This is a genomic window from Methylobacterium sp. AMS5, assembly GCF_001542815.1.
Taxonomy (GTDB): Bacteria; Pseudomonadota; Alphaproteobacteria; order Rhizobiales; family Beijerinckiaceae; genus Methylobacterium.
The window spans coordinates 640,824-666,495 of record NZ_CP006992.1; the positions used below are offsets into that span (position 1 = coordinate 640,824).

The 25,672-nt window shown below is 70.8% G+C and carries 27 protein-coding genes and 1 riboswitch; of the genes, 17 read left to right on the forward strand and 10 right to left on the reverse strand.

Translation table 11 applies throughout. The features are described 5' to 3' along the window. The first annotated feature begins 243 nt into the window (after positions 1 to 243). From Y590_RS02945 to Y590_RS02965, 5 genes are all read left to right on the forward strand, one after another. Entirely contained in the window at positions 244 to 567 is a 324-nt protein-coding gene (locus Y590_RS02945; protein WP_245517575.1) for a CrcB family protein, read from the forward strand. Positions 568 to 578: 11 nt separating this feature from the next. After that, entirely contained in the window at positions 579 to 1,016 is a 438-nt protein-coding gene (locus Y590_RS02950; protein ID WP_060772129.1) for an EamA family transporter, read from the forward strand. Then, positions 1,016 to 1,678, forward strand: a complete 663-nt coding sequence (locus Y590_RS02955; protein ID WP_060772128.1) for a M15 family metallopeptidase — start codon at positions 1,016 to 1,018, stop codon at positions 1,676 to 1,678. Before Y590_RS02950 ends, Y590_RS02955 begins: the two co-directional genes overlap by 1 nt. A 168-nt stretch (positions 1,679 to 1,846) precedes the next feature. Then, a complete protein-coding gene (locus Y590_RS02960) occupies positions 1,847 to 2,122 on the forward strand; it encodes a hypothetical protein (RefSeq protein ID WP_060768571.1) in 276 nt (91 codons plus the stop codon). Further along, the gene (locus Y590_RS02965) at positions 2,119 to 2,445 is read left to right on the forward strand and encodes a hypothetical protein (RefSeq protein WP_060768572.1); all 327 of its coding nucleotides are present in this window, start codon (positions 2,119 to 2,121) and stop codon (positions 2,443 to 2,445) included. Before Y590_RS02960 ends, Y590_RS02965 begins: the two co-directional genes overlap by 4 nt. A 111-nt stretch (positions 2,446 to 2,556) precedes the next feature. Here the strand turns inward: Y590_RS02965 and Y590_RS02970 are convergent, their stop codons facing one another. After that, positions 2,557 to 3,198 carry a MarR family winged helix-turn-helix transcriptional regulator gene (locus tag Y590_RS02970; RefSeq protein ID WP_060768573.1) on the reverse strand — a complete coding sequence of 214 codons (642 nt, stop codon included), beginning with the start codon at positions 3,196 to 3,198 and terminating at the stop codon, positions 2,557 to 2,559. Positions 3,199 to 3,444: 246 nt separating this feature from the next. Between Y590_RS02970 and Y590_RS02975 the strand changes: the two genes are divergently transcribed. From Y590_RS02975 to Y590_RS03000, 6 genes are all read left to right on the forward strand, one after another. After that, entirely contained in the window at positions 3,445 to 5,622 is a 2,178-nt protein-coding gene (locus Y590_RS02975; RefSeq protein ID WP_060768574.1) for a glycosyltransferase, read from the forward strand. A gap of 31 nt (positions 5,623 to 5,653) precedes the next feature. Beyond that, the gene (rfbF, locus tag Y590_RS02980; RefSeq protein ID WP_060768575.1) at positions 5,654 to 6,421 is read left to right on the forward strand and encodes a glucose-1-phosphate cytidylyltransferase; all 768 of its coding nucleotides are present in this window, start codon (positions 5,654 to 5,656) and stop codon (positions 6,419 to 6,421) included. After that, positions 6,421 to 7,527 (forward strand): CDP-glucose 4,6-dehydratase, encoded by a 1,107-nt coding sequence (rfbG, locus tag Y590_RS02985; RefSeq protein ID WP_060768576.1) that lies wholly within the window; start codon positions 6,421 to 6,423, stop codon positions 7,525 to 7,527. Before rfbF ends, rfbG begins: the two co-directional genes overlap by 1 nt. Next, positions 7,524 to 8,753: a class I SAM-dependent methyltransferase gene (locus Y590_RS02990; protein WP_060768577.1), complete on the forward strand. Its 1,230-nt coding sequence runs from the start codon at positions 7,524 to 7,526 to the stop codon at positions 8,751 to 8,753. The genes rfbG and Y590_RS02990 overlap by 4 nt, the downstream gene beginning before the upstream one ends. A 117-nt stretch (positions 8,754 to 8,870) precedes the next feature. Further along, the gene (locus Y590_RS02995; RefSeq protein ID WP_060768578.1) at positions 8,871 to 9,404 is read left to right on the forward strand and encodes a dTDP-4-dehydrorhamnose 3,5-epimerase family protein; all 534 of its coding nucleotides are present in this window, start codon (positions 8,871 to 8,873) and stop codon (positions 9,402 to 9,404) included. Continuing rightward, positions 9,401 to 10,366 (forward strand): NAD-dependent epimerase/dehydratase family protein, encoded by a 966-nt coding sequence (locus tag Y590_RS03000; protein WP_060768579.1) that lies wholly within the window; start codon positions 9,401 to 9,403, stop codon positions 10,364 to 10,366. The genes Y590_RS02995 and Y590_RS03000 overlap by 4 nt, the downstream gene beginning before the upstream one ends. Here the strand turns inward: Y590_RS03000 and Y590_RS03005 are convergent. The 6 genes from Y590_RS03005 to Y590_RS03030 form a co-directional block, all read right to left on the reverse strand. Beyond that, positions 10,341 to 10,739: a response regulator gene (locus Y590_RS03005; protein ID WP_056200438.1), complete on the reverse strand. Its 399-nt coding sequence runs from the start codon at positions 10,737 to 10,739 to the stop codon at positions 10,341 to 10,343. The two genes, Y590_RS03000 and Y590_RS03005, sit on opposite strands and share 26 nt — an antisense overlap. 243 nt (positions 10,740 to 10,982) lie before the next feature. After that, positions 10,983 to 12,233 carry an adenosylmethionine--8-amino-7-oxononanoate transaminase gene (locus tag Y590_RS03010; protein WP_060768580.1) on the reverse strand — a complete coding sequence of 417 codons (1,251 nt, stop codon included), beginning with the start codon at positions 12,231 to 12,233 and terminating at the stop codon, positions 10,983 to 10,985. A gap of 81 nt (positions 12,234 to 12,314) precedes the next feature. Continuing rightward, on the reverse strand, positions 12,315 to 15,161 hold the full coding sequence (gene gcvP, locus Y590_RS03015) for an aminomethyl-transferring glycine dehydrogenase (protein WP_060768581.1): 2,847 nt from the start codon (positions 15,159 to 15,161) through the stop codon (positions 12,315 to 12,317). Between the two features lie 191 nt (positions 15,162 to 15,352). Beyond that, positions 15,353 to 15,715: a glycine cleavage system protein GcvH gene (gene gcvH, locus Y590_RS03020; RefSeq protein WP_060768582.1), complete on the reverse strand. Its 363-nt coding sequence runs from the start codon at positions 15,713 to 15,715 to the stop codon at positions 15,353 to 15,355. 26 nt (positions 15,716 to 15,741) lie between these two features. After that, the gene (gene gcvT / locus Y590_RS03025) at positions 15,742 to 16,920 is read right to left on the reverse strand and encodes a glycine cleavage system aminomethyltransferase GcvT (RefSeq protein WP_060768583.1); all 1,179 of its coding nucleotides are present in this window, start codon (positions 16,918 to 16,920) and stop codon (positions 15,742 to 15,744) included. A gap of 147 nt (positions 16,921 to 17,067) precedes the next feature. Beyond that, positions 17,068 to 17,169: riboswitch (glycine riboswitch) on the reverse strand. A gap of 59 nt (positions 17,170 to 17,228) precedes the next feature. Next, on the reverse strand, positions 17,229 to 17,456 hold the full coding sequence (locus tag Y590_RS03030; protein WP_060768584.1) for a hypothetical protein: 228 nt from the start codon (positions 17,454 to 17,456) through the stop codon (positions 17,229 to 17,231). A 107-nt stretch (positions 17,457 to 17,563) separates the two neighbouring features. Between Y590_RS03030 and Y590_RS03035 the strand changes: the two genes are divergently transcribed. Next, on the forward strand, positions 17,564 to 18,715 hold the full coding sequence (locus Y590_RS03035; RefSeq protein ID WP_060768585.1) for an aminotransferase class I/II-fold pyridoxal phosphate-dependent enzyme: 1,152 nt from the start codon (positions 17,564 to 17,566) through the stop codon (positions 18,713 to 18,715). A gap of 6 nt (positions 18,716 to 18,721) precedes the next feature. Here the strand turns inward: Y590_RS03035 and Y590_RS03040 are convergent, their stop codons facing one another. Next, a complete protein-coding gene (locus Y590_RS03040) occupies positions 18,722 to 19,582 on the reverse strand; it encodes a C40 family peptidase (protein WP_060768586.1) in 861 nt (286 codons plus the stop codon). Positions 19,583 to 19,893: 311 nt separating this feature from the next. Between Y590_RS03040 and Y590_RS03045 the strand changes: the two genes are divergently transcribed. Further along, positions 19,894 to 20,265: a hypothetical protein gene (locus tag Y590_RS03045; RefSeq protein ID WP_060768587.1), complete on the forward strand. Its 372-nt coding sequence runs from the start codon at positions 19,894 to 19,896 to the stop codon at positions 20,263 to 20,265. A 58-nt stretch (positions 20,266 to 20,323) separates the two neighbouring features. Here the strand turns inward: Y590_RS03045 and Y590_RS03050 are convergent, their stop codons facing one another. Beyond that, positions 20,324 to 21,010: an SDR family NAD(P)-dependent oxidoreductase gene (locus Y590_RS03050; protein ID WP_060768588.1), complete on the reverse strand. Its 687-nt coding sequence runs from the start codon at positions 21,008 to 21,010 to the stop codon at positions 20,324 to 20,326. Between the two features lie 62 nt (positions 21,011 to 21,072). Next, entirely contained in the window at positions 21,073 to 21,789 is a 717-nt protein-coding gene (locus tag Y590_RS03055; RefSeq protein ID WP_060768589.1) for an MgtC/SapB family protein, read from the reverse strand. A gap of 292 nt (positions 21,790 to 22,081) precedes the next feature. On the opposite strand from Y590_RS03055, the gene Y590_RS03060 reads away from it, so the two are divergent. The 4 genes from Y590_RS03060 (at position 22,082) to Y590_RS03075 (ending at position 25,670) form a co-directional block, all read left to right on the forward strand. Next, positions 22,082 to 23,077, forward strand: coding sequence for an AAA family ATPase (locus Y590_RS03060; RefSeq protein WP_060768590.1), 996 nt, complete (start codon positions 22,082 to 22,084; stop codon positions 23,075 to 23,077). Positions 23,078 to 23,082: 5 nt separating this feature from the next. Further along, a complete protein-coding gene (locus Y590_RS03065) occupies positions 23,083 to 24,012 on the forward strand; it encodes a DUF58 domain-containing protein (protein WP_060768591.1) in 930 nt (309 codons plus the stop codon). Between the two features lie 171 nt (positions 24,013 to 24,183). Then, entirely contained in the window at positions 24,184 to 24,645 is a 462-nt protein-coding gene (locus tag Y590_RS03070) for a DUF4381 domain-containing protein (RefSeq protein ID WP_060768592.1), read from the forward strand. Positions 24,646 to 24,650: 5 nt separating this feature from the next. After that, a complete protein-coding gene (locus tag Y590_RS03075; RefSeq protein ID WP_060768593.1) occupies positions 24,651 to 25,670 on the forward strand; it encodes a VWA domain-containing protein in 1,020 nt (339 codons plus the stop codon). Positions 25,671 to 25,672 lie beyond the last annotated feature (2 nt).

Below are 25,672 nucleotides of genomic sequence, written 5' to 3' on the forward strand. Positions count from 1 at the left end.
CCCCTCCACGACCTCTGACCGTCGTGGTGCCTGGATTCGCGTCGCTGACGCTCGCAAAGACGGCCGCGCATGGCCCTAACCGTCATTGCACAGCGCACCGGTTTCGGACGGAGCGCGCCTCCGGCCGCTCGATGCGCTAGATCTGCACGCGCCTTGCAAGCCCGCGCCGTGACGGCGTTTCATCCCGAGCCCTAAGCCTTGAACACCCTTCTCGTCTTCCTCGGTGCCGGCCTCGGCGGCGTGATGCGCCACGGGATCAACTTCTGGGCCGTGCGGCTCGGGGCGAGCTTCCCGTGGGGCACGCTCGGCATCAACGTCGCCGGCTCCGTGCTGATGGGGATCGTCACCGGCTGGTTCGCCCTTCGCGGCGGGCCGCCCCAGGCGCGGCTGTTCGTGGCCACCGGAATCCTCGGCGGCTTCACCACCTTCTCGACCTTTTCCCTCGAAGCCTTCACCCTGATGGAGCGCGGCGACGGGCTGGCGGCCATCGCCTACGTGCTCGTCTCGGTTCTGGCGGGCATCGGCGGGCTGGCCCTGGCCTTGATCGTGATGCGCCACGCCCTGTGATGGAGGAAGCGGTGAGCGAATGGCTCCTGTCGTGGCGCTTCTGGGCCCTCCTCTCCGCCGGGTTCGCCGCCGCCACGGCGATCCTCGCCAAGGTCGGCATCGACGGCGTCGCGCCGGATGCGGCGACCTTCATTCGAACGCTCGTCGTGGTGGCGCTCGCCGGTGCGATCCTCGTCGCGTCCGGACAGGCGCAGGAACTGGGCCGCGTCTCCGGCAGAAATCTCGTCTTCCTGATCCTGTCGGGGCTCGCCACCGGGGCGTCCTGGCTCTGCTACTTCCGGGCGCTCGCCCTGGGTGACGCCGGTCGCGTCGCACCGCTCGACAAGCTGAGCGTCGTGCTGGTGGCCGTGTTCGGCGTCCTCTTCCTCGGCGAACGCCTCGCACCGCATCACTGGCTCGGCGTCGGGCTGATCGCGACGGGCGCGGGGCTGCTGGCATGGCGGGCCTGATGCGCGCCGCGTTGGCCGGCCTCACCCTCGCGGCATCCCAGCCGGCCGGGGCGGAGAGCGATCCCTTCGTCGATGCCGCCCGGCACGTGCCGGGGCTCGCCCTCGACATGCGCTATGCCGGCTCCGACAACTTCGTCGGCCGGCCGATCGCCGGCTACGAGGCGCCCCGCTGCCTGCTCACCCCGCAGGCCGCCCACGCGCTGGGCCGGGTCCAGGCGTCGCTGGCACCGGACGGCCTCGGCCTGAAGGTGTTCGACTGCTACCGTCCGCGCCAGGCGGTGGCCGACTTCGCCGCCTGGGCGCGCGACCCGGCCGACACCCGCATGAAGGCGGCCTACTACCCGCAGACGGACAAGGCGGATCTGTTCCGCCTCGGCTACATCGCCGAGCGCTCGTCGCATTCCCGCGGCTCCACCGTGGACCTGACGCTGGTGCGAAAAGCCGACGGCGCCGAACTCGACATGGGCACGCCATTCGACCTGTTCGACCCGGCCTCGGCGACGGATTTTCCCGGCGTCAGCCCGAGCCAGTCGCGCAACCGTAACCGCCTGCGCGATGCGATGATTCGCGCCGGCTTCACGCCCTACGCGCAGGAATGGTGGCACTTCACCCTCAAGGGCGAGCCCTACCCCGAGACGGCCTTCGACCGGCCCGTCCGCTGATCGACACCGTCCGGCCGCGCCAAACCGAGATGCCGTAGTGATTTTTTGAAGCGAGTTGAATTGTTCTAAATCGATAGCGCAAAGCTTCAGAACAGAATTCAATTAAAGCATTTCCAATGTTTTGAAGATCGCTTGCGAAATATCGACAGATTGAGCCATGATGAATGCATGGCGCACCTTCTGACATTTCCGAACGTTTCTCACGTCAGCGCGTGGCCGTCGCGGGCCGATACGCAGTCCTCGGTCCGCGACGGCTCCGGCGGCTTGGCTGGTCTGCTGGCGGCCCTCGACGCCCTGCTCGAATCCGTGCGCCTCGCGTGGTGGGACGGCTCCTCCCTCGGCTTGAGCCGGGGTGGCCTCGAATCCCTGGTCGGGCTAGAGCCGGGCGACGCGACACCGCCGCGGCTGGTGCCGGTCGACGTGCGGGCGCAGGTGCAGGCATGAGCGCCGGTCTCGTCACGGCCCCGCCCGACGCGGCGGAGCGTCACGCGCAAGGCACGTTGGAGCGGGCGCTCACGACCGCGTTCTGGCAGGCACTTCAGCGCGAGCCGATGCATGTCATGGCCGCACTCGAAGCCGCCGCGCGCACCGTCGGCACGCTCTACCGGCAGGTGGCCGCCGCTCACGGCCCCGACGGGCACTGCCCCTGCGGCTGGGAGCCCGACCCGGAAACCGACCTCATCGTCCTGGAAGCAATGCTGGCCGCCGCCCTCTCCCGCCCGGCCCAGGTGGATCTCGCCGACATGGTGCCCGCCGGGCGGGCCTGACCGGTCGGGCGAGCACATTGCCCCAGACGCCGAGTCTCAAGAATCGGCTGGCCACACGACACGTGGCGAGGCGAAACCTCTCGATAGGGGCTGCGCGCCGCCGGCTTCGCTTCAGGACGACTGCGCCACCGTGCCCGGAGCCAGCAAAGCCTCGTCCTCGTCGTCGGCCTCGCCGTCGATCTCGGCATCGGCCTCTTCGTGACCGGACACGCCCGCGGCGCCCGCGAGGCTGCGGGCGACACGGCGCAGGAGCTTGCGCAGGCGGCGGCGCTCCTTGTTGTCGAAGTCTTCGAGCAGTTCGGCCTCGACCTCGTCCCAGATCCGCTCGATCGCGGCGGCCTTGGCAAAGCCCGTCTCGGTGAGGCGCACGCGCACAATGCGCCCGTCGCCGGCCTCGGCCCGGCGCTCGACGAAGCCGAGGGCGGCGAGCCGCGAGATCGTCTTCGAGGCGGTCGGCGGGCGCACCCGCAGGGTCGCGGCGAGATCGCCCATGGTCATGCTGCCGGCCGCCGCCAGCGCCTGCACCACCTGCTCCTGGCCGGCGAACAGATCGAGTTCGGCGAGCCGGTCGCCGATCCGGGCGCGGTGGAGCCGCGCCGCCTGGACCAGCGCCCAGCCGACGCTCTTGGCCGCGGGGGGGCGCAGCCGCTTGACGGTCTTGCCCGCCTTGTCTTTTGCCGCGTTTCGACCGCCCGGCTGAGCGGGAGCTTCGCCGTGTGCCGCCACGGCGACCACTTCGTTTGCCGCCGACATGATCCGGTTTCCCTTCACGGACGTGCGGGCTCCTGAACGCTGCCCGGAAAGAGTGCCCTCTGGGCGGCCCGCAGGGCAAGCATCTGCCGACCGGCGATGAAACTTCGATGACAGAAACCCTTCGCTGTGCCGACACAGGGCCGACAACACACCGCTTTTGCAAGAAACCGCTTCACGGCGCGGCCGATTTCGTGGATTCCCGCGCCGTATGAGCTTCCACCGGAACCGAGACGACGGGCTGTTTCCATGAAGCGCCGCGAGGCGCTCGGCCTCTATCCCCTGCGTGACCTGCGCCTTCGTGCGGACGACGCCTGGAGCGCGACCGGCCCCGATCCGGTCTTCGCGCTCGGCCCGGCGGACGCGGTGTCGGCCCTGTCGGGCCAACGCATCCGCATCCGCTGCCGTCCGGATTCGGTGCGTCCGGTGCTCGCGGTCGAGGCGCAGGGCGAGGCCGAGTTGCGCCGCTACCGGCTCACCGTGCGGGCGGACGGCACCGACGACCTGATCCGCCTGCCGCCCGGCACACGCGCGCTGCGCCTGGAGGCCGCCGAGGCGGGCCCGCGCTTCCGCCTCGACGCGGTGCGGATCGCGCCGGCGGACCGGATCGAGGCGGCCGTCCTGTCCGCTCGAAAGATCATCGAACGGTTGCCGCCGCAGGAACGTCGGCCGCTGCGCCTCCTGCGGCGCGCCGTCGGCCTCCTGCGCAGCGTGCCGCCGGGCGAAATCTGGCGCCGCCTCACCCGCGCCGCCCAGACCCGTCGTCCGCCCGCCACGTACGCCGCTTGGATTCAGGCGGTGGAAGCCAAGGCCCTGCCCTCCATCGAGACGATGCGCGCGCAGCTCGGAGCCCTGCCGGAGCGCCCGCGGATCTCTCTGCTGGTGGCGGGCGGCGACGATCCGGTCCAGCTCGGGGAGACGGTCGAGAGCCTGCGGGCGCAGGTCTACCCGGATTGGGAATTGTGCCTCGCCGCGGCACCATCGGCGGCACTCGAGGCGCTGGCGACGGAGGACGGCCGCATCCGTCTGCTCCCGCCCGCGAAAAGCAAAGCGGCCTCCCTTGATGCGGCGCTGGCGCAGGCGCGCGGCCCCTATCTCGCCCCGATGGAGCCCGGCGCCCGGCTTGCGCCGCAGGCGCTTCTCGCCCTCGTCCGGCGGCTCGCCCGCGAGCCCGATCTCGACCTGCTCTACACGGATGAGGATCGGATCGGGCCGGACGGCGAGCGCTGCGATCCGCATTTCAAGCCGGGCTGGTCGCCCGAGACGCTGGAGAGCAGCTTCTACATCGGCGGGCTTGCTCTCTACCGGACCGCCCTGGTGCGGACGGTCGGCGGCTTTCCGAGCGAGAGCGAGGGCGCGGCCGATTACGACCTCGCGCTCCGCGTGACGGAGCGCAGCGAGCGCGTCGGCCACATCCCGCAGGTGCTCTGCCATCGCCGCGCCGCCGCGCCCGACCCGGAGGCCGCCGCCCGCGCGCTCGCCGGACGCGCCCGGCGCACCGGTGGGCTCGATGCCGTCCGCGCGCTCGGCCCCGTGCATTTCGCCCTGCGGCGCGCGCTCGCGACCCGCCCGCTCGTCTCCCTCGTGATCCCGACCGCCGGGCGCGACAGCCTCATCGGCGGGCGCCCTATCGATCTGCTCGCCGCCTGCCTCGCCAGCATCCGCGAGACCGGCACTTACGACAACATCGAGATCGTGGCGGTGGATAACGGCGACCTGCGCCCGCAGACGCGGGCCGCTGTCGAGCGGTTCGGGGCGCGCACCGTCACCTGGGACAAGCCGGTCTTCAACGTCGCCGCCAAGATGAATCTCGGCGCAAGGGCGGCGAGCGGCGAGGTTCTGGTGTTCCTCAACGACGACATCAGCGTCATCACGCCGGACTGGATCGAGGCGATGCTGGCGCAGCTCGCCATCCCCGGCGTCGGCGCGGTCGGCCCCAAGCTCCTGTTCGAGGACGGCAGCCTTCAGCATGCCGGCGTGGTCTTCGGCGAGGGTCTGCCCGACCATGTCCGCCGTGGCTTCCCCGGTGACGACGCCGGGTATCACGGCTCGAGTCTGGCCAACCGCAACTACCTCGCCGTGACCGGCGCCTGCGTGATGGTGGGCCAAGCCGAGTTCGAGGCGATTCAGGGCTTCGACGAGGCATACGCCATCAATTACAACGACATCGACCTCTGCCTGCGGCTCGGCGAGCGGGGCCTGCGCACCGTCTATTGCGCCGAGGCGAGCCTGCACCATTACGAGAGCCGCAACCGCATCCCCACGGTCGATCCGGCCGAGCAGGCGCGCTTCCGCAAGCGCTGGGGGAGGCGGCTCGCCCGCGACCCGTATTACCCGGACCCGTTCGGGATCCGGCCGCCCGCCTTCACGCTCGACGCCGAGCGGTTTCCGGCAGCATGGCAGCGCATGGTAGAGGCGTGGCGATGATGACGACGACAGACAGACCCGGAGATCAACCGTGAAGGCCGTGATCCTCGCGGGCGGGCTCGGCACGCGGCTCTCGGAGGAGACCGTGGTGCGTCCCAAGCCGATGCTGGAAATCGGCGGACGGCCGATCCTCTGGCACATCATGCAGATCTTTGCCGCCCACGGCGTGACCGAGTTCGTGATCTGCCTTGGCTACAAGGGCTACGTCATCAAGGAGTTTTTCCTCAATTACCGCTTGCACTTGAGCGACGTCACGCTCGATCTCGGACGGGGCGACGTCCAGTTCCATCGCTCGGCGGCCGAGGACTGGAAGGTCTCGCTGATCGAGACCGGCGACGCCACCATGACCGGCGGGCGCCTCAGGCGGGTGCGCGACTATCTCGGCGAGGACGATTTCTTCATGACCTACGGCGACGGCGTCGCCGATATCGACCTCACGCAGCTCGCCGCCTTCCACCGGGCGCACGGGCGCCTCGCAACGCTGACGGCGGTGGTGCCGCCGGGCCGCTTCGGCGCGCTCGACCTCGCGGGCGACGCAGTGCGCAGCTTCCGCGAGAAGCCGGCGGGCGACGGCGCGACCATCAATGGCGGTTTCTTCGTGCTGTCTCCCAAGGTGCTCGACCGGATCGAGGGCGACGCCACCGTGTGGGAGAGCGGCCCTCTGGAGAGCCTCGCCCGCGACGGCCAGCTCCACGCCTACCATCATCACGGCTTCTGGCAGGCGATGGACACCCTGCGCGACAAGAAGCACCTCGAAGAACTCTGGGCCCGCGGCGACGCGCCCTGGAAGGTGTGGTGATGGGTGCGCTCAACCCCGATCCTGCCTTCTGGGCGGGTAAGCGCGTGCTGCTCACCGGGCATACCGGTTTCAAGGGCGCGTGGCTGAGCCTGTGGCTCGCCCGCCTCGGCGCCCGCGTCACCGGCTTTGCTCTCCTCCCTGAGACGCGGCCGAACCTGTTCGAGGCGATCGGATTTCCGTCCGACGACTCGCGCATCGCCGACATCCGCGACTTGCCGGCGCTCACGGCGGCCATGGCGGCTGCCGAGCCCGAAATCGTGATCCACATGGCGGCACAGGCCCTGGTGCGGCCCTCCTATGTCGATCCGGTCGGCACCTTTGCAGTCAACACCATGGGCACCGTTCACCTACTGGAAGCGGTGCGGTCGGCGCCGAGCGTGCGCGCCGTGGTCATCGTGACGAGCGACAAGGCCTACGAGAATCGCGAATGGCCCTATGCCTATCGCGAGACCGAGGCGATGGGCGGGCGCGATCCCTACAGCGCCTCGAAGGGCTGCGCCGAACTCGTCACGAGCGCCTACCGCGCCTCGTTCTTCGGCGCGGGCGGCCATCCGGCGCGGATCGCCAGCGCGCGGGCCGGCAACGTCATCGGCGGCGGCGATTGGTCCCTCGACCGGCTGATCCCGGATATCGTGCGCGCGTTCGAGGCCGGGGAATCGGTCGAGATCCGCGCGCCGCACGCGATCCGCCCCTGGCAGCACGTGCTGGAACCGCTGGCCGGCTACCTGCGCCTCGCCGAATGCCTCGCAGGCGCCGACGGCGCGGCCTTCGCAGAGGGCTGGAATCTCGGGCCGGCGGACGAGGATTGCCGGCCGGTCTCGTTCCTCGTGGAGCGGCTGGCGCGGGGCTGGGGCGGGGGGGCCGGCTGGCACCTCTCGCAGAAGCCTCATCCGCACGAGGCGACCTATCTCAAGGTCGATGCCTCCAAGGCTCGCGCCTGCCTCGGCTGGGACCGGCGGCTGACCCTCGACATGGCGCTCGATTGGACCGCCGCTTGGTACCGCGCGGTCGCTTCCGGCGCCGATCCCCGCGCTCTGGCCGAGGCCGAGATCGCGCGCTACGAGGCGCTGGGCCAGCCTGGAGCAAAAGCCGGAGTCCCAGCGTGACCGCCCCGATCTGCCGCGCCTGCGGCGCCGCCCTCACCCGGACCTTCTGCGATCTCGGCCTGTCGCCGCTCGCCAATTCCTACGTCACGCCGGAACGGCGCCACCGGGGCGAGATCTTCCACCCGCTCCACGCCTATGTCTGCGACGCCTGCTGGCTGGTGCAACTCGAAGCCTTCGAGAGCCCCGAGGCGATCTTTTCGGATTACGCCTACTTCTCCGGCTTCTCCGCCGGCTGGCTGCGCCACGCCGAGGCTTACGTCGCCGCGATGATCGAGCGCTTCGGCTTGAGCGCCGAGAGCAAGGTCGTCGAAGTCGCGAGCAACGACGGCTACCTGCTGCAATACTTCGTCGCCCGTGGCGTGCCGGTGCTCGGGGTCGAGCCGGCGGCCAACGTCGCCCGCGTCGCCGTCGAGCGCGGCGTGCCCACGGAGATCGCCTTCTTCGGCCGCGAGACCGCCCGGCGCCTCGCCGCAGCGGGCCACAAGGCGGATCTGACGGCGGCCAACAACGTGCTCGCCCACGTGCCCGACATCCTCGATTTCGCGGCGGGCTTCGCCGAGATCCTGAAGCCGGAGGGCGTGGCGACCTTCGAGTTCCCGCACCTCCTGCGGATGATCGAGCATCGGCAGTTCGACACGATCTACCACGAGCACTTCTCCTACCTCTCGCTCGGCGTGGTCATCGGCATCCTGCGCCAGCACGGCTTGCGGGTGTTCGATGTCGAGGAATGGCCGACCCATGGCGGCTCGCTGCGCGTCTTCGCCTGCCACGAGGCCGCCGCGCACGCGCCGACGCCGGAGTTGGAGCGAGTGATGCTCAGCGAGTGGGGGGCGAACCTGTTCGACCCCTCCGGCTATGCCGGCTTCGGGCGGGCGGTGGCCGAGATCAAATGCGCGGCGCTCCGCTTCCTGATCGAGGAGCGGGCCGCGGGCCGAACGGTCTGCGCCTACGGTGCGGCGGCCAAGGGCAACACCTTCCTCAACTATTGCGGGATCGGCCCGGAGTTGATCCGGGCGGTGGCCGACCGCTCGCCGCACAAGCAGGGCACGTGGCTGCCCGGCAGCCGCATTCCCGTGGTCTCGCCCGACGAACTCCTGACGATGCGCCCCGATACGGTGCTGATCCTGCCCTGGAACCTCAAGGACGAGATCGCTGGCGAGATGGCCGCGATCCGCGCATGGGGCGGACGCTTCGCCGTGGCGATCCCCGAACTGACGGTGTTCTGATGCCGCGGGTCCCTTCCGGCCGCACCCTCATCGCGAGGGCTCCGCTTCGCGCCGCTACCTCAGGATGAGGTCGAGGGTGGGATCGGCCATGCCTTCGCAACCAAGCACACGCATCTCATGATCTTCCAGGAACTCGCGCTGCCCGGCTTGTTCCGCGTCGTGCCAGAGCCGCACGCGGACGAGCGCGGCTTCTTCGCCCGCACCCAGTGCGAGAGCAAATTCGCGGAGCGCGGGCTGGTCGGGCGCTTCGCGCAGTCGAGCGTGTCGTTCAATCATCGCCGCGGCACCGTGCGCGGGATGCATTTTTCGAAGTTGCCCCACGCCGAGACGAAGCTCGTGCGCTGTACCGGCGGCGCGATCCACGACGCGGTGATCGACCTGCGGCCCGATTCGCCGACCTATCTCCGCACCGCGTCCGTGACGCTCTCGGCCGCGAACCGCCACGCCCTCTACATCCCGGCGGGCCTCGCCCACGGCTTCCAGACACTGAGCGACGATGCCGAGATCCTCTACATGATCGACCGGCCCTTCGTGGCCTCCGCCGCGGACGGCGTTCGATGGGACGATCCCGCTTTCGGGCTCGCGTGGCCCGAGCCGGTCACCGTCATCGCACCGCGCGACCTCGCCTTTCCCGATTGGACGGGGCGGTGAAGCGGGTTCTCGTCACCGGAGGGGCCGGCTTCGTCGGCCGCCACGCGGTCGCCGCTTTGGCCTCTCGCGGCTTCGAGATTCACGCCATCGGCCGGACCGCGCCGGAGGGTGTCCACGCCTTCCACGCCGCCGACCTGCTCGATCCGGCCCAGCGCCGGACTGCCGTGCAGGCGGCCTCGGCGAGCCACCTGCTCCACCTCGCTTGGGTCACCACACCCGGCCGCTACTGGCAGGCGCCGGACAACCTCGACTGGACCACCGCCAGCCTCGACCTCGTGCGGACGTTCCGCGAGGCGGGCGGTACCCGCGCCGTGGTGGCCGGGACGTGTGCCGAGTACGATTGGACGGGGATCGCCGAAGCCCTCTCCGCGCGTGCGGGGAGAGGGGATGCAGCGGCGATCCGGGAGAGCCTCGTTGAATCCGCTCACTGCTGCCCGGCGACCCTCTACGGCGCCGCCAAGGACGGCCTGCGCCGCATCCTGCAAGCCTACGCGGCAACCGCCGGCCTCTCCCTCGGCTGGGCGCGATTGTTCTACCTCTACGGTCCCGGCGAGACGCCGGGCCGGCTCGTCGGCGATGCGGCGCGGGCGCTGCTCACGGGCCAGCGTCTCGCCACCAGCGAGGGCCGGCAGCGGCGCGACTTTCTCCATGTCGCCGATGCCGGCGCGGCCTTCGCGGCCCTGCTCGACTCGGACGTCGTGGGCCCGGTCAATCTCGGCTCGGGCGAAGCGGTTCCGGTGCGCAAAATCCTGGAAACGATCGGTGCGCTGACCGGACGCCCCGATCTGATCGATTTCGGCGCCCGCCCACTCGGCCCGACGGAGCCGGCCTGCATCGAGGCCGACATCCGGCGCCTGACGGACGAGGTCGGGTTTTCCCCGCGCTACAGTCTGGAACAGGGCTTGGCGCAAACCGTCGCGACTTGGCGCGCCGGGCTCAGCAATGCGGCATCAGTCCCTTGAGCCGGGCCAGGATATCCTCGCCCGCGCAGGGGCGGGCGATGAACTGCGCGCCCTCCGGCATGCGCTCGGGGTCGGGCGAGGCGCGGCCGGACACGATCAGGATCGGCAGGTTCGGCCGCGCCTGGGCGACGGAATTGGCCAGATCGAAGCCATCGACCCGGCCCGAGAGCTGCACATCCGTGACGAGGCCGCAGATGTCGGGCCGGGCCTGAAGGATGGAAAGTGCGCGCTCGGCAGAGGCGCATTGCACGGTGTCGTAGCCGCCCTCCTCCAGCACGTCGCCGAGGTCCATGATGGTCAGGGCCTCGTCCTCGACGATGAGGATGACGGGACGGTCGGCTTCCGGATTCGTCGTCTCGGTCTGGCTCGCCACCTTACGCTCTCCCCAATTTGCTCCAGCGGCCCAAGATGTTCGCAGACTTTTTGTTGACAGACTCAGCCTGCCCACAGACCTGGCCCGCTCACAGACTTAGCCTGCTCACAGGCTTGGCCGTTTCCCATGCCGGGAACCGCTGCGCTGCGATCATCCAACGAGTAACCCCGCTGCGGGTTGCAGGGTCCCGTGGTTCTCTGCGGGCAAGCTTCGCGCCACAGGGCCGATCGCGGCGCGCCGGCCTCATGTGACGGCCTCGGTCACCGCCGTCACCGCCGCGATCAGACGGTCGAGGTCGCCCGCTTCGATGGTGAGCGCCGGGGTGAGGTAGACGATGTCGCCGAACGGGCGCACCCAGACGCCGCGCTCGACGAAACGCCGCTTGAGGTCGGCAAGGTCGGGCGTACCCGCGAATTGCACCGCGCCGATGGCGCCGAGCACCCGAACGTCCCGCACACCGGGCAACCGGCTTAAGGGAGCGAGCCCCTCTTGCAGGCGCGCAGCGATGGCTTGGGCCTGCGCGAGGCGCGGCTCGGTCTCGAACAAATCGAGGCTGGCATTCGCCGCCGCGCAGGCGAGCGGGTTCGCCATGAAGGTCGGCCCGTGCATCAGCGCCGCCGATGCCTCGTCGGACCAGAAGGCGGAAAAGATCTCGGTGGTGGCGACCGTGGCGGCGAGCGCCATCGTGCCGCCGGTGAGCGCCTTCGACAGGCAGAGGATGTCGGGCACGATGCCGGCCTGCTCGCAGGCGAAGAGCGTCCCCGTGCGGCCGAACCCGGTAAAAATTTCGTCGGCGATGAGCGGCAGGCCGTGGCGGCGGGCCAGCCGCGCAACGGCGGCCAGGACCTCCGGCGGATGGATCAGCATCCCGCCCGCCCCCTGCACCAGGGGCTCGACGATCACCGCAGCGAGTTCGTGGCGGTGGCGGGCAAGGGCCGCATCGAGCGCCGCCTCGTCCTCGGCCGTGCGCGGCAGCGCGCAAAATATCTGAGCGGGAAGGTAGGCGCCGAAGCGGCGGTGCATCCCCTCCTCGGGGTCGCAGGCCGACATCGCGCCCATCGTGTCACCGTGATAGCCGCCGCGGAACGCGAGCACGCGGGTGCGGCCGGTCTCGCCGCGGTTGAGCCAGAGCTGCACCGCCATCTTCAGCCCGACCTCGACGGCGACCGAGCCGGAATCGGTGAAGAAGACGTGGTTGAGATCCCCCGGCAGCAGCGCGGCGAGGCGCGCGCCGAGCCGCTCGGCCGGGGCGTGAGTGAGCCCACCGAACATCACGTGCGGCATGCGCATGAGCTGGTCGGCCATCGCCGCGGCGATGTGCGGGTGATTGTAACCGTGCACCGCCGTCCACCACGAGGCGATGCCGTCGATGAGTTCGCGCCCGCCTTTCAGCGTGATGCGCGTGCCCCGTGTCGCGATCGCCTCCAGCGGCGGCGCGGCGGTTTTCATCTGGGTGTAGGGGCGCCAGAGGTGATGGTGTTCGAGCGCGGTCATGCGCGGGGGATTGAGGGGTGGCGCTGACGGAGTCAAACGCGCCACGCCCCTCCCCCTGATGGGGAGGGGTAGGCGGCCGCCCTACTCCGCCGCTTCGCCGTAGGTCTCCGTCGGCGGGCAGGAGCAGACGAGGTTGCGGTCGCCGTAGGCGTTATCGACGCGGTTCACCGGCGGCCAGTACTTGTCCATGCGCAAGCTGCCCGACGGGAAGCAGGCGGCCTCGCGGGAATAGGGCCGCTCCCAGGCGCCGATCAGGTCCTGCACCGTGTGCGGCGCGTTCTTGAGCGGGTTGTTCGCCCGATCCATCCGCCCGTCCTCGATCGCCCGGATCTCCTCGCGGATCGCCAGCATGGCGTCGCAGAAGCGGTCGATCTCGGCCTTGGTCTCGGATTCGGTCGGCTCGATCATCAGCGTGCCGGCCACCGGCCAGCTCATCGTCGGCGGGTGGAAGCCGCAATCGATCAGGCGCTTGGCGATGTCCTCGACGGTGACGCCCGCGCTCTTCTGGAACGGGCGGACATCGACGATGCATTCGTGCGCGACCCGTCCGTTCCGGCCGGCATAGAGGATGGAATAGGCCCCATCGAGCCGCCGGGCGATGTAGTTGGCGTTGAGGATCGCCACCCGCGTCGCCTGGGTCAGGCCGCGCCCGCCCATCATCAGGCAGTAGCTCCACGAGATCGGCAGGATCGAGGCCGAGCCGAAGGCGGCGGCCGAGACCGCGCCCTCCTCGCCCGAGCGCGGATCGGAGGGCAGGAACGGGATCAGGTGCGTCTTCACGCCGATCGGCCCCATGCCCGGCCCGCCGCCGCCATGCGGGATGCAGAAGGTCTTGTGCAGGTTGAGGTGGCTGACGTCGGCGCCGATGTCGCCGGGCCGCGCAAGCCCCACCATCGCGTTGAGATTGGCCCCGTCGAGATAGACCTGTCCGCCGTGCGCATGGACGATGTCGCAGAGTTCGCGCACCCGCGCCTCGAACACGCCGTGGGTGGACGGGTAGGTGATCATGCAGGCGGCCAGCTTGTCCGCGTGCTGCTCGGCCTTCTTCGCGAAATCCTCGACGTCGATGTTGCCGTGGGCGTCCGCGCCCACCACCACGACGCTCATGCCGCACATCTGCGCCGAGGCCGGGTTGGTGCCGTGGGCCGAGGACGGGATCAGGCAGACCGTGCGGTGCCCCTCCCCGCGCGAGAGGTGGTAGCGGCGGATGGCCAGCAGCCCCGCATACTCGCCCTGCGCGCCGGAATTCGGCTGCATCGAGATCGCGTCGTAGCCGGTGATCGCGCAGAGTTTTTGGCTGAGGTCGTCGATCAACTCCCGATAGCCCAGCGCCTGATCCTCCGGCACGAAGGGATGCAATTCCGAAAACTCCGGCCAGGAGATCGGCAGCATCTCGGCGGTGGCGTTGAGCTTCATCGTGCAGGAGCCGAGCGGGATCATCGCCCGGTCGAGCGCGAGGTCGCGGTCCGCGAGGCGGCGCATGTAGCGCGTCATCTCGCTCTCGGCCCGGTTCATGTGGAAGATCGGGTGGGTGAGATATGCCGAGGTCCGCTCCAGGGCCGCCGGCAGGCGCGGCTCGGGATAGGCCTCGTCATAGGCCAGTTCGGTGCCGCCGAAGGCGCGCCAGACCGCCTGGACGATGTCGGGCCGGGTGCGCTGATCGACGCTGATGCCGATGCGGTCGGTGCCGATCCGGCGCAGGTTCACCCCGTTCTCGACCGCGCTCTTCAGGATCACGCCCTGGAACGCGCCGACCCGCACCGTGATCGTGTCGAAGAAGTGCTCGGGTTCGACGGTGAAGCCGAGTTGTTCCAGGCCGGCGGCGAGGCGCACGGCGTCGCGGTGGACGCGCAGGGCGATGGCCTTGAGGCCGGCCGGCCCATGATAGACGGCGAACATCGAGGCGATGACCGCGAGCAACACCTGGCTGGTGCAGATGTTCGAGGTCGCCTTCTCGCGGCGGATATGCTGCTCGCGGGTCTGGAGGGCGAGGCGGTAGGAGCGGTTGCCGCGGGCATCGACCGAGACGCCGACGATGCGGCCGGGCAGCGCCCGCTTGTGGGCGTCGCGGGTCGCGAGATAGGCGGCGTGCGGGCCGCCATAGCCCATCGGCACGCCGTAGCGCTGCATCGAGCCCACCGCGATGTCGGCACCCATCTCGCCCGGTGCCTTCAGCAGCGTCAGCGCGAGCGGGTCGGCGGCGACCGCGGCGAGCGCACCGGCGTCATGAAGCGCGGCGATGAGATCGGAAAGGTCGTGAACCGCGCCGTTCACGCCGGGATACTGGAACAGCGCTCCGAAGACCCTGGACGGGTCCAAATCCGAAAAGGGATCGCCGACCACGACTTCCCAGCCGAGCGGCGCCGCGCGGGTCTTCAGCACGGCGATCGTCTGGGGCAGGCAGTCGCGATCGACGAAGAAGGCGCATCTGTCCGACTTCGCCACGCGCTTGGCCATGCCCATGGCCTCGGCTGCCGCCGTCGCCTCATCGAGCAGCGAGGCGTTGGCCACATCGAGCGCGGTCAGGTCGCAGACGAGGGTCTGGAAGTTGAGAAGCGCCTCCAGCCGGCCCTGGCTGATCTCCGGCTGGTAGGGCGAGTAGGCAGTGTACCAAGCCGGGTTCTCGAAGATGTTGCGCTGGATCGCCGGCGGCATCGTCGTGCCGTGGTAGCCCTGGCCGATCAGCGAGACGAGCAGGCGGTTCTTGTCGGCGGTGGCGCGCAGCTTCTCGAGCGAGCGCCGCTCGGTGAGCGAGACCCCGAAATCGATGTACTCGGCCTGCCGGATGTCGGGAGGCAGCGTCTCGTCGATCAGCGCGTGCAGCGACTTGGCGCCGACCGTCTCCAGCATCTGGTCGATCTCGGAGAGCTTCGGGCCGATATGGCGGCGGGCTGCGAAATCGAAGGGATCGTGGCGATCGTATTTCATGGGGCAAGCCTTTCGAAGGCGGATGCCGCGCGTCTCGTCACCCCCTCCCCCCTCATCCTGAGGTGCTGCGAAGCAGCCTCGATAAGAGGGCTCCAGGGATCGTGGCGGGTACGGGAGGTCTCCTTCGAGGCCTCCGCTGCGCTCCGGCACCTCAGGATGAGGGGGATGGCTGGGAAGGGATCCGGCCGGCGCTACTTCGCGAACTCCGCGTAGGCCGCCTCGTCCATCAGGCCGTCCATGGCGGAGGCGTCGTCGAGCTTGAGCCGGTAGAGCCAGCCGCCGCCCTGCGGGTCGGTGCCGACCGAGGCCGGGTCGGTGACCGCCGCCTCGTTGACCTCGGTGACTTCGCCGGAGAGCGGCGCGTAGACGTCGGAGGCCGCCTTGACGGACTCGACCACCGCGGCCGCCTCGCCCTTGGTCAGCTTCGTGCCGACCTTCGGCAACTCGACGAAGACGAGGTCGCCGAGCTGTTCGGCGGCGTGCGCGGTGATGCCGACCGTGGCGACGTCGCCATCGAGGCGCAGCCATTCGTGCTCATCGGTGAAACGCAGCATGGTCAAAACTCCTGACACGAGAGAGATCAGCCGCGCTTGAAGCCGGCCGGGACGAAGGGAAGCGGGGAGACGACAAGGGGGAGACGCTGGCCGCGAACCTCGGCGAAGACGCGGGTGCCGGGCGCGCTCAGCGCGGCCGGGAGGAAACCCATGGCAACGGGCGCCCCGACGCTCGGGCCGAAGCCGCCGGAGGTGACGCGGCCAACCGGCTCGCCGCCGGCCTCCGCGGCGAAGAGCGGGGCCTCCGCCCGCACCGGCGCCCGCCCCTCGGTGCGCAGGCCGACGCGCCGCCGGGACGGGCCGGCCTCCATCGCGGCGAGGATCGTGTCCGCCCCCGGAAACCCGCCTTCGCGGGCGCCGCCCCGGCGGCGGGCGGGCGAGATCGCCCAGGCAAGGCTCGCCTCGACCGGATTGGAACCGGGGTCGATATCCGCCCCGTGGAGCGGCAGGCCGGCTTCGAGGCGCAGGGAATCGCGGGCGCCGAGGCCGACCGGCATCACCTCGGCCTCCGCGAGCAGGGCTTGGGCCACAGCCTCCGCGCGCTCGGCCGGCACGGAAATCTCGAACCCGTCTTCACCGGTGTAGCCGGAACGGCTGACGAGGCAGGGCGCGCCGAGGATCGCGACCGCGCGCACATCCATGAAGCGCATCGTCTCGGTCTCGGGGGCCAGCCGCGCCAGCACCTCGGCCGCCTTCGGGCCCTGAAGCGCGATCAGCGCATCCGGCACGAGCGTCATGTCGATGCCGTCCGGGAGATGCGCCCGGAGATGCGCGAAACCGGCGGCTTTGTTGGCAGCGTTGACGACGACGTGGAGCCGGTCCGGCAGGCGCGCAACCATGAGGTCGTCGAGGATGCCGCCAGCTTCGTCGGTCAGGAAGCCGTAGCGCTGACGGCCTGCGGGAAGCCCGAGGATATCGATGGGGACGAGCGCTTCGAGGGCGCGGGCCGCCTCCGCGACGTCGCCGGAGCGGGGCGTCACCGCGATCTGGCCCATATGCGACACGTCGAAGAGGCCAGCCGCTGCCCGCGTGTGCAGATGCTCCTTGAGCAGCCCGGCGGGGTATTGCAGCGGCATCGCGTAGCCCGCGAACGGCACCATCTTGGCGCCGAGGCGCAGATGAAGCGCGTGCAGCGGCGTCTGTGCCAGCGGATCAGCGGAAACGGGAGCGGCAGGGCTCAAGGCCCCGGCAGCTTGCAGACTCATCGGGCACTCCACGACAGACGGATCTTGCCCGCCGGCCGGCTGGCAAGTTGCCCCCATCTGTCGCGCTTACCTGAGAGTTTCCCTCACTCGGCATTCGAGCGAGGTTTCTCCTTCGGTGGACGCCGGACGGCGCCTCTCTCCAGATTGTCCAACGATACGGTGATTGTGCCTGAGAGTTTCCGGGGGTGGTTGCTCCGTCGGCGCCATGACTCATCTTTCGATAGGCCTGGGCTCTCCCGTATCGTCTGTATCGGACGCCGGAAGGCTCGCACTTTGCGCCCGCCTACGCAAGTCAAGTCCGGTGACGATCAGCGCATCATGTTGCGCAGCCGGCAATAGCCGCGGAAGCTCTCGTAGCCGGCCGGGCAACGGCGGAGGCAGGCCCCGGCCGCGTATTTCAGAGGCGGAGGGCAGGCATTGCGGAAGCGTTGCTCGCCGAACAGGTAGGACTGGGCCGGGCCGGCCGAGGCCGGCACCGGGCTGACGAGGGGGCCGGCAAAGGCCGTCAGCAGGAGGACGACGAGGCGGCGGCGCATGGCAGGGGGTTCCAGCGGAGCCTGTGCAACGCGCCGCCCCGCACCGGGTTCGCCACGCTCATCACCATCGGCTTGACATCCCTTCAGTGCCATCGCCTTCAAGCGTCATGTCGCCGAACCCATCGAACAGCCTCGACGCCTTCGCCGGAGAAAAGCTCGCCGGCCTCGAAGCCGCCGCCTTGCGCCGCCGTCTGGCCGTGACCGCCCGCGGCCCCGAGGCGGCGGCCGAGCGGGCGGGCCGCAGCCTCGTCTCGTTCTCCTGCAACGATTATCTCGGCCTCGCCCACGATCCGCGGGTGATCGCGGCGGCCACCGAAGCACTGGCCCGCTACGGCGCGGGCGCGGGCGCCTCGCGTCTGGTGACCGGCAATTCCCCCCCGCTCGCGGCGCTGGAGGAACGGCTGGCCCGGCACAAGGGCAAGGAGGCCGCCCTCGTCTTCGGCTCGGGCTATCTCGCCAATCTCGGCATCGCGCCGGCCCTCGTCGGCGCGGGCGACCTGATCCTGATCGACGAACTCGGCCATTCCTGCCTGTTCGCGGGGGCGAGGATGTCGGGGGCGCGGACCGTGCGCTTCGCCCACAACGACGTCGCGCAGTTGCGTGCGCTTCTCGCCGAGCATCGCGGCGCGGCGCGGCGGGCGCTGATCCTGACCGAGCGGGTGTTCAGCATGGACGGCGACCGGGCGCCGCTCTCCGAAATCCTGGCACGCGCGGGCGAGTACGACGCCTGGACGCTGGTGGACGATGCCCACGGCCTCGGCGTGGTCGAGCCCGGCCAGCGGGCGCCGCTCGAAATGGGCACGCTCTCGAAGACGCTGGGCTCCTATGGCGGCTATCTCTGCGCCTCGCGGCCCGTGATCGACCTGCTGACCAGCCGGGCACGCAGCCTCGTCTACACCACCGGCCTGCCGCCGGCGTCCGCCGCCGCGGCGCTCGAAGCCCTCGACATCGTCGAGACGGAGCCGGAGCGCGCCGCCCGGCCGCTGGCGCTCGCCCGCCGCTTTACCGCGCGGCTCGGCCTGCCCGAAGCGATGAGCCCGATCGTGCCGGTGCTCATCGGCGCGGCGGAGGCGGCGCTCGCCCTCTCGGCGGCTTTGGAGGCGCGCGGCTTCCTCGTGGTGGCGATCCGTCCGCCGACCGTCGCCCCCGGCACCGCCCGTCTGCGAGTCGCCTTCTCGGCAGCGCATGACGAGGGGCAGGTCGATGCCCTCGCCGAGGCGCTGACGGAATTGGCGCCGGACTGCGTCTACGCCGGCTGAACGCCCTCAGGCGATCGGATCGAGCCGGCGGATCGAGGTGACGGCGCCGAAACTCTTGACGGCGATACGCTCGACCGCCTTGCGCAAGGACTCGACCGCCACCGCCATGTGGTGGCCGTTGGCATGGATCAGCCGGTCAGCGTCGAGCATCAGCCCGACATGGCCCTTCCAGAACACGAGGTCGCCGCGCTCCAGCCTGTCGAGCCCCGGCGGCAGGGCGTTGCCGAGGGTCCGTTCCTGCTGGTCCGCATCGCGTGGGCAGGCCAGGCCCGCGGTTTCCAGGCAGAGCTGGACGAGGCCCGAGCAATCGAGGCCGAGACTGGTGCGCCCGCCCCAGAGATAGGGTGCGCCGACGAGCCGCTCGGCGGTGGCCGGAAAATCGGGCTCGGCGGTGCCAAGCGGCACGGCGTGGCCGGCAAAGACGTAGCCGCCGCCGGCAAGCCGCCAATACGCGCCCTCTTGCATCTCCGCCGCGAAGGCGGCGCCGAGGCTGAGATGGGCGACGTGCGGACGCTTCAGGTCGGGCGCCGGGTAGACGAAGGTGCGTAACGCGGCGACGCGATGGGTCGGCGCCGGATCGATGGCCCCGAGCGCCGTCTCCGGCAGGTAGCCGACATAGCCGTCGCGGGCGATCTGGCCCCAGGCGAATCCATCCTGGATCTCGAATACCGTCACGGCGTCGCCCATGACCGCCTCGGTCTCGAGCCCGGCCTCGAGGCGCGGCGCACGGCGTAAGGGAGCGGAGGGCACGACGATTCGCGCCGCCTCGCCCGCGACGTAGCGCTCGGCCGTGACGACGCCTTTCAGGCGGATGTCGGCGAGGTCGGGCCGGGCCGGGGTGAGACGGGCGTCGCATGGATCTGGCATCGTGGCGCATGCGTGACGCAGGATCGGGGCGGGATTCGGGATGGAGGATCCCAAGACTCCCGATTTTCGGGCGACCCGTTGGCTCGTGGGTTCACCGAGTTATTTGCTGCGCTGCCGCGACACTATGACCGGCACGGGCCTTCTGCGCTGGATAGCCCCGTCAACGAATGTGCTGGCGCCCGCACGGATCGGCGCGCATCCTGCATGCTCGACGAGCGGGGCGTCCGCCCGGCAAGCCATGCGGCCGGCGGTCCGTCACGTCCGATTTGGGTGCAGTGCACAAACCGGACGGGCCGTCCTATGATCGGTGCATGAAGACCGCGAGTCGTGCCGTGAAAAAATCTCCGAAGAGCTTTCAGGATCTGCCTCCGATCCGGGTGCGGCGCGAGCCGCCCACGGTCGCCGAGGCGGTCGCCGCCGCCCAGGATCTCGCCGACGACGTCGAGCAGCAGGTGGAGATCGCCTGCGGGCTGATCGGCCTCGGCCCGGACGAGGTGCGCCCCCACGTGGTCGCCGCCGCCAAGGCCGCGGCGGCGCGTCCGGCGCACCGGCCGCTGGAGCAGCGCATCCTCGCACCGACGAGCCCGAACCGCTCTCCGCCGCGGGCGGTGATCGTCGAGCGCCGCAGCCGCCCGACCGTGGTGGTCGAGCGCCGCAGCCGGCCCCTCGACCCGCGCCGGTAAGACCAGGGTATCGTCTTTTAAGGAATCCGGCGGCAGGCTTTCGGGACGACGCCTGGACTCACCAGGGCAGCGTCTCACCCCGGTGGTCGAGAAAGGCGAGGTCCGTCCGGCCGGCTCTCGCTTCGATCACATCGGCCAAACCGGCCGCGCTCGTCGCCACGTCGAGGTCGGCGCCCTCGCCGCCCATATCGGTGGCGACCCAGCCCGGATGCAGCAGCAGCACGCCGAACGCGCCGTCGGCGTGGCGCGCCGCGAAGCTCCGGGCGTTGGTGTTGAGCGCCGCCTTGCTCGCCCGGTAGTTCTCCCATCCGCCCTCGGTGTTGAGGCCGACGCTGCCGAGCACCGAGGACATGAAGGCGAGCGTGCCGCCGGGGGCAATGGTCGCGGCAAAGGCGTCCGCGAACAGGATCGGGCTCACCGCATTGGTCAGGTAGACCTGTGCGTGGATCGCCCGCGACACCGCGTTGAGCGGCTTCTCCGCCTCGATCAGCACACCGGCCACCACGAAGACGAGATCGAATGTTTCGCCCCTCGTGCGCTCGTGCAGGGCGGCCACCGACGCCTCGTCGTCGATATCGACCGTCTCGACCCGCACACCCTCCGCCGCGAGCCGTGTCAGACCAGGCGCGGCCCCACGCCGGGTCGCGGTGACCTGCCAGCCGCGCCGCAGGAAGGTCTCGGCCAGCCCGAGCCCGAGGCCGCGGGAAGCACCGACGATCAGGGCGTGTTTCTGGGTGTGGCTCATGGTGGTTCGTCCGCACTCGCAAAGGTGGATGCGTGGGCCGTAGGCTTCCCCGCCGGGCGCGATCAATCCCCCGTCTGCACCGACCACGTCGCGTGGCGCACCTCCGGCCGCTTTTCCAGATCGGCCACTACAGCGTCGAGATCCTTGGAGTGGACCGTCGTGGCGGTGAGCGTGGCGATGACATCGACGGTGGTCTCGCCGCGTTCCTCCACCTCCGTCGTGCCGACGGGATAGTTCGCCGCCTCCAGGCGCTCGACCAGCAGGTCGCGGGCGAGGCCGGCGGTCTCGGCCGGCACCGTCACCTGCACGGCGTAGGTCGCCTCCGTCGCGCTCTCGTCGATGGGGATGCGGTCGATGAGGTTCACCAGCGGGCGCAGCAGCGTGTTGCCGGCGAGGACCGCGATGGTGACGAAGCAGGCCTCCAGCGGAAGGTCGGCCCCGGAGAAGGCGCCGACGGCCGCCGCGCACCAGAGGGTCGCGGCCGTGTTGAGGCCGCGCACGTTCATCCCCTCCTTCATGATGACGCCCGCGCCGAGAAAACCGATGCCGGAGACGACATAGGCGACGACACGGGTCGCCCCCTCCCCGCCGGTCAGCCGCATGCCGAGATCGACGAAGGCAGCAGCGCCCAGCGCCACCAGAACGGCGGTACGCAAGCCCGCGCTGCGCTGCCGGTACTGCCGCTCGACCCCGATCAGGGTGCCGAGGCCGAAGGCGACCGCGAGGCTGATGCCGGAATTCAGGGCTTCGGGCGTGGGGAAGGGAAAGGGACCGGGCATGGACTGTTCGGGGACCTTTTCGGACTCGCGCCGTTTCCCCGCTGTCGCACGAGCGTGACGGTTGCGTGACGAAACGTCACCGATCCGCGCGCACTCGGGTCGCGTGCGGTCAATTTGCCCGTGGCAAGGGCCGCGGCGCGGGATTGACGCGGCGACCGGGCAGCGGGCACACCGGCAGGATTGTGGGAGCCTTAAGAAAAACCCACGCTGAGGAGACGCGCATGCGGCAGGATCTTTCTCCTGCGACGAGGGCCGAGGCTCGACCGGCGACGGCGCCGGCAGAGGCGCTCGTATGAGCGTCGAGGCACTCGCCCGGCCCGCGACGGGGGCAACGCCCGTCCGTGATCGCATCCTCCAGCTCCGCGACGGGCTGAGCCACGGGCTGATCGGCGCCGACAAGCTCGTCGAGCGCCTGCTGATCGGGCTCCTGACCGGCGGCCACCTGCTGATCGAAGGCGCGCCGGGGCTCGCCAAGACCCGCGCGGTCAAGCGCCTGTCGGACGGGCTCGATGGCTCCTTCGCCCGCGTGCAATGCACGCCCGACCTGATGCCCGCCGACCTGACCGGCACCACTGTCTGGCGCCAGGATGCGGGCACCTTCGAGTTCCTGCCGGGACCGCTGTTCCACTCGCTGATCCTCGTGGACGAGGTGAACCGCGCGCCGCCCAAGGTACAATCGGCGCTGCTCGAATCCATGGCTGAGGGGCAGATCACGGTGTCGGGCCATACCCACCGCCTGCCCGACCCGTTCATGGTGGTGGCGACGCAGAACCCGATCGAGCATGCGGGCACCTTCCCGCTGCCGGAGGCACAGCTCGACCGCTTCCTGCTCCACGTCGTCGTCGAGATGCCGGACGAGGCCTCCGAGCGCCGCATCCTCGATCTCGTCGAGGGCGAACTGAACCACCACGCCGAAGCGATGCCGGTGAAGCTCTCGGTCGCCGAGGTGATCGCCGCCCGCGAGGCCGCGCTCGCGACCTACGTCTCGCCGGCCCTCAAGGACTATCTCGTGCGGCTCGTGGCCGGCACCCGCGGCGACAGCGTCGCGCCGGAGCTGCGCGCGGCGATCGAACACCCGGCCTCGCCCCGCGGCACCCTGGCGCTGATGGTCGCTGGCAAGGCCCGCGCCTACCTGCACGGCCGCGACCACGTCGTGCCCGAGGATATTTCGGACCTTGCGACCGACGCCCTCGCGCACCGCATCGGCCTGACCTGGCGCGCGGCGGCCGAGGGGCGCACCACGCGGGGCATCATCGGCGGGCTGGTCGAGCGGACGCGGGCGCTGTAGCCATCATGACCGCGACGGCGGCCCCCGCAAGCGACCTGACCGACGCCCCCGGCATCCACCTGTCCGGGGCCGGCCTCATGAGCCTGCGCCATCTCGCGCGGCGCGGCGTCTCGCCCGCGACCCGCACCATCGCCGGGTTGCCTGGCGGCATCGTCACGCGCAAGCGCGGGCGCGGCTCGGAGCCGGACGACGTGCGGCCCTGGTCCGAGGGGGACGACCGCCGCTTCATCGACCGCAACGCCACCGCCCGCACCGGCCAAGTGCACGTGCGCACCCATCACGACGAGCGCGACCGCGCCGTGGTGCTGCTCGCCGATTTTCGGCCCTCGATGCTGTTCGGCACCCGCCGGGCGCTGCGCTCGGTGGCGGCGGCCGAGGCGCTGACGCTGCTCGGCTGGCGCATCGTCGGCGATGGCGGGCGCATCGGCTTGATCGCGGCGGGCGCGGGTGAGCCCGCGGTGATCCGCCCGGCCGGCGGCGAGCGGGCGATGACCGCCGTCACCGGCGCACTGGCCCATGCCCACGCCGAAGCCCTCGCCGGCCCGACGGTGGACGACCCGCCGCTCACCGAAACGCTGGCGCTCGCCCGCTCGCTCCTGCCCTCGGGCGGACACCTCGTCGTGGCGAGCGCGCTGGATGCGCCGGGGCCGGATTTCGAGAATCTGATCACCGCGCTGGCCGAGCGGCTCTCGATCCGCCTGCTGCTGGTCAGCGACGCCTTCGAGCGGGCGCGCCCGGCCGGCCTCTACCCCTACGCCCTGCCGGGCGGACGCCGCGGCACCGTCCAGGCCGACCGCAGGGCCCAGCCCGCCGATGCGATCGACCCGCGCCTCGCGCGCCTCCATGCCTGCGGGGTCGAGGGCCTGCGCATCGACGTCGAGGCCGGACCGGAGAGCTACGCCCCCCTGATGGAGCGGCTCGATGCGGTGTTGTGAGATCGGGAATGAATCCCCCTTTTCCCGCATCCGGGGAGCGGGGGCGGTTCAGGAAGAGACTCTTTCGGCGGCGTCCCCTCACCCTCGCCTGCCGGCTCGCTCTGCCGACAACAAGGTCGACAGAGCCCTCTCCCCGCCTGCGGGGAGAGGGGATGTGCGGAGGAGGCAGGAATGACCGGCCCCGCTCCCGACCTCTCCACCTTGCGCGGGCTCCATCTCCCCACCGGCGGCAACAGCGCGGTGCAGCCCGAGATGGTGGCCGCTCTGGCCGTCGGCTTCAGCCTCGCGCTGCTCGTCGGCCTGATCCGCCTCGTCCGGGCGCGTCGCGGCGCCTCGGTCCGCCGGGCGGCCCTGCGCGAGTTGGCGCTGGCCCGAAACCTCGAGCCGGAGGCCCGCCGCGTCGCGCAGGCCCGGCTGCTGCGGCGCGTGGTGCGCACGCTCAAGGGCGAGGCAGCGGCCGACACAAGCGGCGCGGCCTGGGCGGCGACGCTCGACACCACCTTCGCCACCGATTTCTTCCGCTCCGGGCCGGGCCGCGTCTTCACCGACGATCTCTACCGGCGCCCGAAGACCGTCGATCCCGCCGCCATCGATGCCGGCCTCGGCCGCCTGCTCTCACAGATCCGGGCCTGATCCGAATGCCCACCTGGATCACGGCTCTCGCCTCCGCCTTCGACTTCGCGGCGCCGCTCGCCCTGCTGCTCCTGCCCCTGCCGCTCGCCGCCCGGCTGATCCCGCCGGAGCGCCAGGGCGGCAGCGGCGCCTTGCGTGTTCCCCCCTCCCTCGTCGGCGGCGCCGAGCACGCCGAGAGCATCGCCGCCCGCGGCCGCCGTCGTCTCTGGCTCGTCGGAACGCTCTGGGCGGCCCTCGTCGTCGCGCTGGCCGGTCCCCGCCTCGTCCTGCCCGCGACCGCGCTGCCGGCCTCGGCACGGGAGATCGTGCTCGCCCTCGACCTCTCGGGCAGCATGGAGCGCAAGGATTTCTCGCTGGACGGTGAAACGGTCAGCCGGCTCGCGGCGGTGAAGCGCGTCGGCGCCGAGTTCATCCGCCGCCGGGCCGGCGACCGCATCGGCCTCGTCGAGTTCGCCGATCAGGCCTACGTCGCCGCAGCCCCCACCTTCGACACCGCCACCGTCGCCCGCACCCTGGAGGAGGCGACCATCGGCCTCGTCGGGCGCTCCACCGGCATCGGCGACGGGCTCGGCCTCGCGCTCAAGCGCCTCGCCCCGGCCCAGGTCGCGGCGGCCGACGGCGAAGGGCCGCCCCCCTCCCGCGACAAGGTCGTGGTGCTGCTCTCGGACGGGGCCAACAATGCCGGCCAGACCGCACCCAAGGACGTGGCGGCGCTGGCAAAGGATCTCGGCGTGCGCGTCTACACCATCGCGCTCGGGCCGATCGACATGGCCGACAACCCCGACAACGAGCAGGATGTGGTCGATGTCGAGACCCTGCGGGCCATGGCCGAGACCAGCGGCGGCCGGGCGTTCCGCGTGAAGACCACCGACGATCTGGAAAGCGTGGCCAACGCCATCGACGAGTTGGAGGGCGGACGCGCCAAGGCACCGCCGCTGCCCCTGCGGCGCGACCTCTGGCCCTGGCCGGCGGCGCTCGCCTTCCTCTGCGCCTGCGGGCTCCTGGCGACGCGGCGCAGGATCTGATC

Excerpts from the sequence above, each read along its gene's own strand:
- Y590_RS02945 (WP_245517575.1), top strand. The coding sequence starts at position 244 with ATGCGCCACGGGATCAACTTCTGGGCCGTGCGGCTCGGGGCGAGCTTC.
- Y590_RS02955 (WP_060772128.1), top strand. The coding sequence starts at position 1,016 with ATGCGCGCCGCGTTGGCCGGCCTCACCCTCGCGGCATCCCAGCCGGCC.
- Y590_RS02960 (WP_060768571.1), top strand. The coding sequence starts at position 1,847 with ATGGCGCACCTTCTGACATTTCCGAACGTTTCTCACGTCAGCGCGTGG.
- Y590_RS02965 (WP_060768572.1), top strand. The coding sequence starts at position 2,119 with ATGAGCGCCGGTCTCGTCACGGCCCCGCCCGACGCGGCGGAGCGTCAC.
- Y590_RS02970 (WP_060768573.1), bottom strand. The coding sequence starts at position 3,198 with ATGTCGGCGGCAAACGAAGTGGTCGCCGTGGCGGCACACGGCGAAGCT.
- Y590_RS02975 (WP_060768574.1), top strand. The coding sequence starts at position 3,445 with ATGAAGCGCCGCGAGGCGCTCGGCCTCTATCCCCTGCGTGACCTGCGC.
- rfbG (WP_060768576.1), top strand. The coding sequence starts at position 6,421 with ATGGGTGCGCTCAACCCCGATCCTGCCTTCTGGGCGGGTAAGCGCGTG.
- Y590_RS02995 (WP_060768578.1), top strand. The coding sequence starts at position 8,871 with ATGATCTTCCAGGAACTCGCGCTGCCCGGCTTGTTCCGCGTCGTGCCA.
- Y590_RS03010 (WP_060768580.1), bottom strand. The coding sequence starts at position 12,233 with ATGACCGCGCTCGAACACCATCACCTCTGGCGCCCCTACACCCAGATG.
- gcvP (WP_060768581.1), bottom strand. The coding sequence starts at position 15,161 with ATGAAATACGATCGCCACGATCCCTTCGATTTCGCAGCCCGCCGCCAT.
- gcvH (WP_060768582.1), bottom strand. The coding sequence starts at position 15,715 with ATGCTGCGTTTCACCGATGAGCACGAATGGCTGCGCCTCGATGGCGAC.
- gcvT (WP_060768583.1), bottom strand. The coding sequence starts at position 16,920 with ATGAGTCTGCAAGCTGCCGGGGCCTTGAGCCCTGCCGCTCCCGTTTCC.
- Y590_RS03030 (WP_060768584.1), bottom strand. The coding sequence starts at position 17,456 with ATGCGCCGCCGCCTCGTCGTCCTCCTGCTGACGGCCTTTGCCGGCCCC.
- Y590_RS03035 (WP_060768585.1), top strand. The coding sequence starts at position 17,564 with ATGTCGCCGAACCCATCGAACAGCCTCGACGCCTTCGCCGGAGAAAAG.
- Y590_RS03040 (WP_060768586.1), bottom strand. The coding sequence starts at position 19,582 with ATGCCAGATCCATGCGACGCCCGTCTCACCCCGGCCCGGCCCGACCTC.
- Y590_RS03045 (WP_060768587.1), top strand. The coding sequence starts at position 19,894 with ATGAAGACCGCGAGTCGTGCCGTGAAAAAATCTCCGAAGAGCTTTCAG.
- Y590_RS03050 (WP_060768588.1), bottom strand. The coding sequence starts at position 21,010 with ATGAGCCACACCCAGAAACACGCCCTGATCGTCGGTGCTTCCCGCGGC.
- Y590_RS03055 (WP_060768589.1), bottom strand. The coding sequence starts at position 21,789 with ATGCCCGGTCCCTTTCCCTTCCCCACGCCCGAAGCCCTGAATTCCGGC.
- Y590_RS03060 (WP_060768590.1), top strand. The coding sequence starts at position 22,082 with ATGAGCGTCGAGGCACTCGCCCGGCCCGCGACGGGGGCAACGCCCGTC.
- Y590_RS03065 (WP_060768591.1), top strand. The coding sequence starts at position 23,083 with ATGACCGCGACGGCGGCCCCCGCAAGCGACCTGACCGACGCCCCCGGC.
- Y590_RS03070 (WP_060768592.1), top strand. The coding sequence starts at position 24,184 with ATGACCGGCCCCGCTCCCGACCTCTCCACCTTGCGCGGGCTCCATCTC.
- Y590_RS03075 (WP_060768593.1), top strand. The coding sequence starts at position 24,651 with ATGCCCACCTGGATCACGGCTCTCGCCTCCGCCTTCGACTTCGCGGCG.